Raw genomic sequence first — 8018 nt, 5'->3', positions numbered from 1 at the left:
CCCCCCCCCCCCCCCCCCCCCCCCCCCCCCCCCCCCCCCCCCCCCCCCACCCCCCACCCCCCCCCCCCCCCCCCCCCCCGCCCCCCTCCCCCCCCCCCCCCCCGCCCCCCCCCCCCCACCGGGTGGTCCGGTCGGTCAGAAGGTGAGCTTCCAACTGTCGATGAAGCCGGTGTCCTGGGGGCCGGTGTCCTGGACGCGGAGCTTCCAGACGCCGTTGGCGACCTCGGTGGAGGCGTTGACCGTGTACGTCGTGATGACGTTGTCGGCCGAGTCGCCGCTGCTGGAGTTCTTCAGCCGGTAGGCGCTGCCGTCCGGCGCGAGCAGGTCGACGACCAGGTCCCCGCGCCAGGTGTGCTTGATGTCCACGCCCACCTGGAGGGCGGCCGGGGCGTTGCCGGTGCGGCCGACGACGGTGACCTGCGAGGTCACGGCCGCTCCGGCGTCCGGGATGGCGACGTCGGTCGTGTTGCTGAAGACCCCCTCGCCGGTGGGCGGTTCGCCGGCGCCCGCGGACAGGGTCCAGACGGCGTGCGCGACGGCATCGCTGTTGCGGTCCAGGGCGGTGTCGTTGATGTTGCTCGTGGTGTCGCACGAGGAGTGGTAGCAGCGGTCGAAGGCCTGCCCCGCGGTGCCGCCCCACTTCTGCGCCTGGGCCGCGGACTTGGCGTACCCCGCACCGGTGAAGAGACCGCCGACGGGGACGCCGACGTTCTTGAACGGGGCGTGGTCGGAGCGGCCGTCGCCCTCGGTCTCGATCTCGGTGGGGACCGAGAGGCCGGCGAAGTAGTCCTTGAACGTCTTCTCGATGACCGGGTCGTCGTCGTAGACGAAGTAACCGGCGTTGGGCGAGCCGATCATGTCGAAGTTGAGATAGCCGGAGAGCTTGGAGCGCTCGGTGGCCGGCAGGTTGTTGACGTAGTACTTGGAGCCGACCAGCCCCAGCTCCTCCGCGCCCCACCAGGCGAACCGCAGGTGCTTGTCGGGCCGGTGCTGGGCGCGGGAGACGGCGAGGGCCGTCTCCAGCACGGCGGCGGACCCGGAGCCGTTGTCGTTGATCCCCGCGCCGGAGGTGACCGAGTCGAGGTGGGCCCCGGCCATCAGCACCTTGCCGGGGTCGCCGCCGGGCCAGTCGGCTATGAGGTTGTAGCCGACGGCGCCGCCGGAGGTGAACTGCTGGAGCGTGGTCGTGTAGCCGGCCGCGTCGAGCTTGGCCTTCACGTAGTCGACGGACGCCTTGTAACCGGGGCGGCCGTGCGCGCGGTTGCCGCCGTTGGCGGACGCGATCGACTGGAGCTGCGTGAGGTGGGCCTTGACGTTGGCCACGGGTATGTCCGGGGCCGCGAGAGCGGCCGGGGCGGACTCGGGCGCGCCGGCGGCCTGGGCCGCGGGGGCCGCGGCCCCGAGGGCGGCGGCCAGGGCGACGGCTACGGCCACCGGGGATCTGCGCAGGGTGAGGCGGTTGGCTCTCATTCACGGGCTCCGGATTCCGTTGGGGACTGACGGAACGTGCGGGGGGCACCCGGCCGCGCGGTGCCGGCCGGGTCCTGGAGCGCGGGTCTCCGCCGGGACGCGTCCACCGGGCCCGCGGGGCCCGGCGCGGCCCGGACGAGAGGCCCGGAGGTGCGCGATGCGTGACCGATGCTCAAGGAAATGACAGTGCTCCGTCAAGAGCGGAAACCGGACAGGTCCGTTCTATTAACGAACGGGGTGCCCCCTCCCCCGCTCACCCGCCTCCGGGCGCGCCCCGCGCGGACGAGCGCGACGCGTCCGGAGGGCCGGGTGGACGTCATGCCTCCAGCCTGGCCCCGCACGGCGGGCCCGGCCATCCGGTGCGGTGCGGGGGCGGCGGTGTTACGGGCGCAGGGCCCGCAGCAGCAGGTCCGCGAGGTGGCCGGCGACCTCACGGGGGCCGAGCGGGCCGTCCGGGCGGTACCAGGTCGAGAGGTGGTGGACCGACCCGAAGTGGTAGTCGACGACCAGGTCGGCGGGGGTGGCGGAGGAGAACACGCCGCTGCGCTGGCCCTCCTCGATCAGGGCCCGGAAGCGCTCGTGGTAGCGGCGGCGCTCGGTGCGCACCTGCTTGTTCTTCTCGGGGCTCAGGTGGTGCATGGAGCGGAAGAAGATCGCCGCGTCGTCCAGGTTCTCGATGGTCGTGACGACGACGTCGGCCGCCGCGTCGCGCAGCCGCCGCTCGACGGGGGCGTCGGCGTCCGCGAAGGCGTCCAGGCGCTCCTGCTGGAGCCGCAGCACGCGGGCGTACACCTCCTGGAGCAGGTCCTCCTTGGAGCCGAAGTAGTGGTAGAGCGCCCCCTTGGTGACGCCCGCCGCCTCGACGATCTCCTGGACCGAGGTGCGGTCGTACCCCTGCTCGGCGAAGAGCCGGGTGGCGGTGGCCAGCAGCCTCTGGGGGACGGGAGTGCCGTTCTGGTCCGTCGCCGGGGCCATGAGCCGCCACCTTCCTTTCATGCCGTGCGTGTGCTGTTTCGACGCGGTTCCCACGGGAGGAACACCGCTGCCGCCTAAGGATCTTCCCACTCGCCGCCCCCGGCGGCCCGGCGAGGACCCCTTCCGCGCCGCCCGGCGCGCGGCGTCGGCACCGCGCCGGGCCGCGCGGGAGGGGTGCTCATCCGCCCTGCTCCCACCGGCGCTGGAGGCGGTTCATCCCCTCCAGCCAGCGGTCGGGGTCCCCAGCGCGGGCCCGGTGGTAGTCCGCCACCTCGGGGTGCGGCAGGACCAGGAAGCGGTCGGCGTCCACCGCGTCGAACAGCGCCTCGGCGACGGCCTCCGGCTCGACGGCGCCGGGGGCGAGGACCAGTTCCCCGGCCGAGCCGGCGGCGGCGAGCATGTCGGTGCGCACCCCCTGCGGGCAGATCGCGTGCACCTTGACCCCCCGGTGGCGGTAGGTGAGCGAGAGCCATTCCGCGAAGGCGACCGCCCCGTGCTTGGTGACGCTGTAGGGGGCCGCGCCGATCATCGTCAGCAGTCCGGCCGCGGAGGCCGTGGCGACGAAGCGGCCGCCGCCGCGCTCCAGCCAGTCGGGCAGCAGGGCCCGTGCGGCGCGCACATGGGCCATCACGTTCACGTCCCAGGCAGCGGCCCAGACCTCCTCGTCGGCGAACGCGTCGCCGGGCGAGGCCAGGCCCGCGTTGGCGCAGTAGACGTCCACCGTGCCGCCCAGCGCGTCGCGGGCCGCGTCCACGACGTGCGAGGCGTCCCCGGCGACGGCGAAGCCGCCGATCTCCCGCGCGAGCGGCTCGATCCGCGCCGGGTCGAGGTCGTTGACGACGACCCGCGCGCCCCGCGCGGCGAACCCGCGCGCCAGGGCGGCCCCGATGCCGCCTCCGGCCCCTGTGACCACCACGCCGGCGTCCCGCACCGCGTCCGTCGCCATCCCGCCACCCCTGCCCGTCGGTCCGTCCGTGCCGGCAGACTAACCGGTCGGTATGTGTTCCCGGAAGGGCGCCGAGATCCTTTGCGGGGCCGCGGGGAACCGGTGCGGCCCAGGTCGTTCCGCGCGGCCCCGGCCCGCGCTAGCGTGCGGGGCCAGGACACCGGACGCGAGCGCGGAGGTAGCGGAATGAGCCTGTCCCGACGTGGATTGCTGGCCGCGGGGAGCGCGGCCGGAGCGCTCGCGGCGGCCGGCGCCGCTCCCGCCGCCGCGGCCCCCGCCGGGCGGCCCGGCGGGGGCCGCCGGGTCCGCACCGGCTTCGACCGGCTGGCGGCGGACGGGTACCGGCTGCTGCGGGGCGAGCGGGTCGGCGTCGTCACCAACCCGACCGGGGTCACCGCCGACGTGCGGCACATCGTGGACGTGATGCACGCGGACGCCCGTGTGGACCTGACCGCCGTCTTCGGCCCCGAGCACGGCTTCCGGGGCACCGCGCAGGCGGGCGGCTCGGAAGGGCGCCACGACGACCCGGCGACCGGGCTGCCGGTGTACGACACGTACCTGCTGAGCGGTCAGCGGCTCGCGGACGTCTTCACCGCCTCGGGCGTGGACACGGTCGTCTTCGACGTCCAGGACGCGGGGGCCCGCTTCTACACGTACATCTGGACCCTGTACGACTGCATGGAGGCGGCCGCCCTCGCGGGCAGGCGCCTGGTCGTGCTGGACCGGCCGAACCCGGTCAGCGGGCGGGCGGCGCTGGGGCCGGTGCTGGACCCGGCGTTCGCCACGTTCGTCGGCCGCCGGGAGATCGCCCAGGCGCACGGGATGACGGTGGCGGAGCTGGCGCTGCTCTTCAACGCGGAGTTCCTGCACGAGCGGCCGGCGCGCCTGGACGTGGTGACGATGGCGGGCTGGCGGCGGTCGGACTTCTTCGAGGAGACCGGACTGCCCTGGGTGCCGCCGAGCCCGAACATGCCGACGCCGGACACCGCCCTGGTCTACTCCGGCACCTGCCTCTTCGAGGGCACCAACCTCTCCGAGGGCCGGGGCACCACGCGGCCGTTCGAGCTGCTGGGGGCCGAGGGCGTCGACCGCCGCTGGGCGGCGGCGGCGAACGCCCTGGAGCTGCCCGGAGTCGCCTTCCGCGAGGCGTACTTCACGCCGACGTTCTCCAAGTTCGCGGGCCGGACGGTGGGCGGGGTGCAGCTCCACGTCCAGGACCGCGAGGCCTTCGACCCGGTCCGCACCGGCATCGCCCTGCTGGTCACGGCCAAACGGACCTGGAGCGGCTTCGCCTGGCGGCCGGACCGCTGGATCGACAAGCTCACCGGCAGCGCCCGCGTCCGCACCATGATCGACGCGGGCGCGGACACCGACGCGGTGGTGGGCGCGTGGCAGGAGGACCTGGCGGCCTTCCGGGCGAAGCGGCGGCGCCATCTGCGGTACGGGGGGTAGCGCGGGCGCGCCCGCCGGTCTCAGGCGCCGAGGTCCAGCTCGCCGAGGTGTTCGCCGTCCTCGGTGAGCCCGCGCCGGCGGTATCCGAGCCGCAGGTAGAACTCCTCCGGGCCGTGCGCACCGGAGCGCCAGGTGACCGTCGACACACGGCCGCCGCGCCGGCGGATCTCCTCGTTCACCGCCTCCACCGCGAACCGCCCGTACCCCCGGCCCTGCTCCCCGGCGGCCACGGCCAGCCGCCAGAGCCCCGAGCGCGGCGCGGCCCCCGGCGTCGCGGCGTCGTAGCCGAACGGCACGTCGAAGAAGGCCATCACGAACCCCACGATCCGGTCTCCGTCGCGGATCAGCCGGGGCCAGGCGGTGCCGGGATGCACGTACGCCTCGGCCAGGGACTGCGCGACCGGGGCGACGAAGGCCCGCTGGTGCGGGGCGACCTCGATCCCGCAGGCGGCCAGCACGGTGTCGGGGGCGACTTCTTCCAGGCGCGGGGAGGCTGCTGTCATACGGGCACCCAACACCGCCCGCCCCTGCGGCCGCCACCGGATTTCCGCTGCTCAGAGCGGGTGCGGGGAGCACCCCGGACGGCCCGCGCGCCCGCCGCCGCCCCCGCGCCCGCCCTCCCGCTCCCGGCGGGCGCCGCCCCCTTCTCGCGCGGAGTCTCAACCCGTGGACGGATAACGTCTTTCGATGGAGCCGAAGCGGGCACACGTACGTCCATTCCTTGATGCCCGAGTCCTCGGAGCCGAGGACGAGCGACGGAGGTGGCAGTGCCATGGCCGGTTTCCGAAGTCTGGCGAGACAGGTCCGCGACCCGCTGGCGGACCTCGCCCTGCGGCGGTATTCGCTGCGCAAGTGCCTGGAGATCTTCGCCCCCTACGGCCACCGGGCCACCTGGGACCATCTGTGCGCCCGGCACGGGATCGATCCCGAGGACCGGGCCCCGGATCCGGCGCGCCTGATCAGCGCGCTGGAGGAGCTGGAGGAGGCGCGGGCCGTCTGGCTCGCGTACGAGGCGGGCTTCGCGGAGCGGCGGCGGCGCGAGAAGCACGAGGGACTGCGGCGGCCCGGCGCGTTCGACGACTGGCACCGGCGTACGTGGGGCGGGCACGGGGTGGCCCGCTGCGCCGACCCGGAGGTGCACCCCACCGAACCGCTCGCCGTGGTGCTGCGCCGCCTCATCGCCGCCCTGGGCTCCGGCCCCGGCTCCGCCTGCCCCGTCTGCGCGGACACCGGCATCGCGTGGCGGCAGGAGCGCGGGAGCGAGCCGCCCGCCGGGCCGGTGTGCACGGGATGCGGCATCGCGGTGCCCCGCCCCGCCCTGACGGACCGGACGCTGGCCAGGGCCCGGCTGCTCCGCCGCCGCAGCCCCGCCGCGACGGCGGCCTGAGCCCCGCCCGCGCCCTCCTCCGGCGCGGGCGGGGCCGCGGGCCTACGGGCGCCGCCGGCCGCGCTCGGGCATCAGGCGGGAGCCGGTGATCCGGTCGCCGGAGACGTCGTCGGGGTTGGAGAGCACGCAGGTCTCCAACGACAGGCAGCCGCAGCCGATGCAGTCGGTCAGGTGGTCCCGCAACCGCTGCAACTGCCCGATGCGCTCGTCCAATTCCGCGCGCCAGGCCGCGGAGAGGCGGGCCCAGTCCTCGCGGTTGGGCGTGCGCTCCTCGGGCAGCTCGGCGAGCGCGTCCCGGATCGTGGCCAGCGGGATGCCGACGCGCTGCGCCGCCCGCACGAAGGCGACCCGGCGCAGCGCGTCGCGCGTGTAGCGGCGCTGGTTGCCGCTCGTGCGGCGGCTGCTGATCAGCCCCTTCGCCTCGTAGAAGTGCAGGGCCGAGACGGCCGCGCCGCTGCGCGCCGAGAGCTGGCCGACCGAGAGTTCGTGGAGTGTCTGTGGGATCTGTGGCACTCCCGGACCCTACTGCTCCCGCCCCCGGCCCCCGCCGCCGTCCCCGCGGCGCCGTCCGGCGGCCGCGTCGTTGACAGGGGCGCACCGCGCGACGATGCTGAGCAAGCGCTTGGAAACCGTGCCGGAGGGGTGCGGCGAACCGGAAGGCAGGACCGGGACATGGCAGAGCCGAGGATCTTCACGTCCGCCGAGGAGCTGCGGGCCGCGGTGGGCGAACAGCTCGGGCCCGGCGACTGGTTGGAGGTCGACCAGAAGAGGATCGACCTGTTCGCCGAGGCGACCGGCGACCACCAGTGGATCCATGTGGACCCCGAGCGCGCGGAGTCCGGACCGTTCGGCACGACCATCGCGCACGGCTATCTGACGCTCGCGCTGCTGCCCGTGCTGGTGCCGCGGGTGATGCGGGTCGAGGGCGTGCGGATGGGCGTCAACTACGGGACGAACAAGGTGCGTTTCCCCTCGGTGGTCCCGGCCGGATCCCGGCTGCGGGCCTCGGCGGTGCTCCGGAACGTCGAGGAGGCGGGCGGCGGCGTGCAGGTCACGGCTCTCGTCACCGTCGAGCGCGAGGGCGGCGAGAAGCCCGTCTGCGTCGCCGAGTCGGTCTCCCGCTACTACTTCTGAGCGTCCGTGCGGGCGGTGACCATGCGCCCGACGAGGTCGGCGTAGAGCGCGCCGACCTCCTCGGGGGTGCGGCTGCCCTGGGCGTTGAACCAGCGGGCCACGTCGATGCAGAGGGAGAGCACCGCGAGCGTGGTGCCGGGGACGTCGGGGACGTCGAACTCGCCGTCCCGCACCCCCTCGCCGATGATCCGGCGCACCACCGCGTCGCTCCTGCGGCGCAGCGCGACGATCTCGGCGCGGTGCTCGTCGCTGAGGGCCTCCAGCTCGTACTGCACGACGCGGGCGGTGGCGTGCCGCTCCGCGTGCCAGCGGACGAAGGAGCGGACGGCCCCGGCGAGCCGCTCGGCCGCGGTGTCGTCCCGCTCGGCCTCCGCCTGGAGGAGGTGCAGCGCGCGCTCGTGGCCGATCCTGCTGATCCGGTGGAGCAGCTCTTCCTTGGTCTTGTAGTGGATGTAGAGCGCCGCGGGGCTCATCCCGGCCCGGCCGGCGATGTCGCGGGTGGTGGTCGCGTGGTAGCCGCGCTCGGCGAAGGCCTCCACGGCGGCGACCAGGAGTCTGCGGGCCGCCTCGGGGGCGACCTCGCCCCACGGCTCGTCCTCGCCGCCGGTCTCCTGTGCCGCGCTCATCGCCCCTGGGCCCCTCTCCGTCGGCAGG

9 protein-coding genes are annotated in these 8018 nt (G+C 75.0%); 3 read left to right on the top strand and 6 right to left on the bottom strand.

Annotated features, from left to right (window positions below; genetic code table 11):
* Positions 1–135: 135 nt before the first annotated feature.
* The 3 genes from ACZ6EJ_RS23360 to ACZ6EJ_RS23350 all read right to left on the bottom strand — a co-directional run bounded on the left by ACZ6EJ_RS23360 (position 136) and on the right by ACZ6EJ_RS23350 (position 3391).
* The gene (locus tag ACZ6EJ_RS23360) at positions 136–1470 is read right to left on the bottom strand and encodes a M28 family metallopeptidase (protein WP_469269723.1); all 1335 of its coding nucleotides are present in this window, start codon (positions 1468–1470) and stop codon (positions 136–138) included.
* A gap of 381 nt (positions 1471–1851) precedes the next feature.
* Positions 1852–2445: a TetR/AcrR family transcriptional regulator gene (locus tag ACZ6EJ_RS23355; protein WP_469269722.1), complete on the bottom strand. Its 594-nt coding sequence runs from the start codon at positions 2443–2445 to the stop codon at positions 1852–1854.
* Positions 2446–2623: 178 nt separating this feature from the next.
* Positions 2624–3391: an SDR family oxidoreductase gene (locus ACZ6EJ_RS23350; protein WP_469269721.1), complete on the bottom strand. Its 768-nt coding sequence runs from the start codon at positions 3389–3391 to the stop codon at positions 2624–2626.
* 186 nt (positions 3392–3577) lie between these two features.
* Between ACZ6EJ_RS23350 and ACZ6EJ_RS23345 the strand changes: the two genes are divergently transcribed.
* Complete coding sequence (locus ACZ6EJ_RS23345; protein WP_469269720.1) at positions 3578–4843, top strand: exo-beta-N-acetylmuramidase NamZ family protein; 1266 nt, start codon at positions 3578–3580, stop codon at positions 4841–4843.
* A 20-nt stretch (positions 4844–4863) separates the two neighbouring features.
* Here ACZ6EJ_RS23345 and ACZ6EJ_RS23340 read toward each other — a convergent pair whose 3' ends face one another.
* Positions 4864–5346, bottom strand: coding sequence for a GNAT family N-acetyltransferase (locus tag ACZ6EJ_RS23340; RefSeq protein WP_469269719.1), 483 nt, complete (start codon positions 5344–5346; stop codon positions 4864–4866).
* 269 nt (positions 5347–5615) lie between these two features.
* On the opposite strand from ACZ6EJ_RS23340, the gene ACZ6EJ_RS23335 reads away from it, so the two are divergent.
* Positions 5616–6230, top strand: a complete 615-nt coding sequence (locus ACZ6EJ_RS23335) for a hypothetical protein (RefSeq protein ID WP_469269718.1) — start codon at positions 5616–5618, stop codon at positions 6228–6230.
* Positions 6231–6272: 42 nt separating this feature from the next.
* Here the strand turns inward: ACZ6EJ_RS23335 and soxR are convergent, their stop codons facing one another.
* The gene (gene soxR, locus ACZ6EJ_RS23330) at positions 6273–6743 is read right to left on the bottom strand and encodes a redox-sensitive transcriptional activator SoxR (RefSeq protein WP_469269717.1); all 471 of its coding nucleotides are present in this window, start codon (positions 6741–6743) and stop codon (positions 6273–6275) included.
* Positions 6744–6902: 159 nt separating this feature from the next.
* Between soxR and ACZ6EJ_RS23325 the strand changes: the two genes are divergently transcribed.
* Positions 6903–7364 (top strand): MaoC family dehydratase, encoded by a 462-nt coding sequence (locus ACZ6EJ_RS23325; RefSeq protein ID WP_469269716.1) that lies wholly within the window; start codon positions 6903–6905, stop codon positions 7362–7364.
* On the opposite strand, the gene ACZ6EJ_RS23320 is transcribed toward ACZ6EJ_RS23325, so the two are convergent.
* Positions 7355–7990, bottom strand: a complete 636-nt coding sequence (locus tag ACZ6EJ_RS23320) for a TetR/AcrR family transcriptional regulator (RefSeq protein WP_469269715.1) — start codon at positions 7988–7990, stop codon at positions 7355–7357. The genes ACZ6EJ_RS23325 and ACZ6EJ_RS23320 overlap by 10 nt on opposite strands.
* Between the last annotated feature and the right edge of the window lie 28 nt (positions 7991–8018).

This window comes from Streptomyces sp. NPDC041970 (assembly GCF_055588985.1).
This window is presented reverse-complemented; position numbering and strand designations above follow the sequence as displayed.